The organism is Leucobacter celer subsp. astrifaciens (assembly GCF_001273835.1).
Classification (GTDB): Bacteria; Actinomycetota; Actinomycetes; order Actinomycetales; family Microbacteriaceae; genus Leucobacter; species Leucobacter celer.
Genome location: NZ_JHEI01000188.1, coordinates 1 through 301, shown reverse-complemented (window position 1 = coordinate 301; position 301 = coordinate 1). Strand labels below are relative to the sequence as shown.

Genomic DNA, 301 nt, shown 5'->3' with positions numbered 1-301 from the left:
TATGTGCACTCACACACGTCGCTTCGTATCTGCTCCTACGGCTTAGCTAGAAGGATGTACGACGAGCGAGAGTGAGCATAGCGAGAATGTATACTCAGCGTGTACATATCATGACGGAGTTCCAAATCACTTGGCCGTTTTTTTTTTTAGATGTAGATAAGAGACAGTCCTCTCGCTCGTGCGCGAACTGCAGCAGGAGCACCGGTTCGGCGCTCTGTTCATCTCGCACGATCTCGGCGCCGTAGAGCGCGTCGCCGACCGTGTCGCCGTGCTGTTCCGAGGCGACCTCGTCGAGACCGCT

1 protein-coding gene is annotated in these 301 nt (G+C 55.1%); it reads right to left on the bottom strand.

The window, feature by feature from the left end; all coding sequences use genetic code 11:
* Positions 1–94: 94 nt before the first annotated feature.
* A partial coding sequence (locus AMS65_RS19880; protein ID WP_162231791.1) for a hypothetical protein occupies positions 95–301 on the bottom strand: 207 nt, incomplete at its 5' end.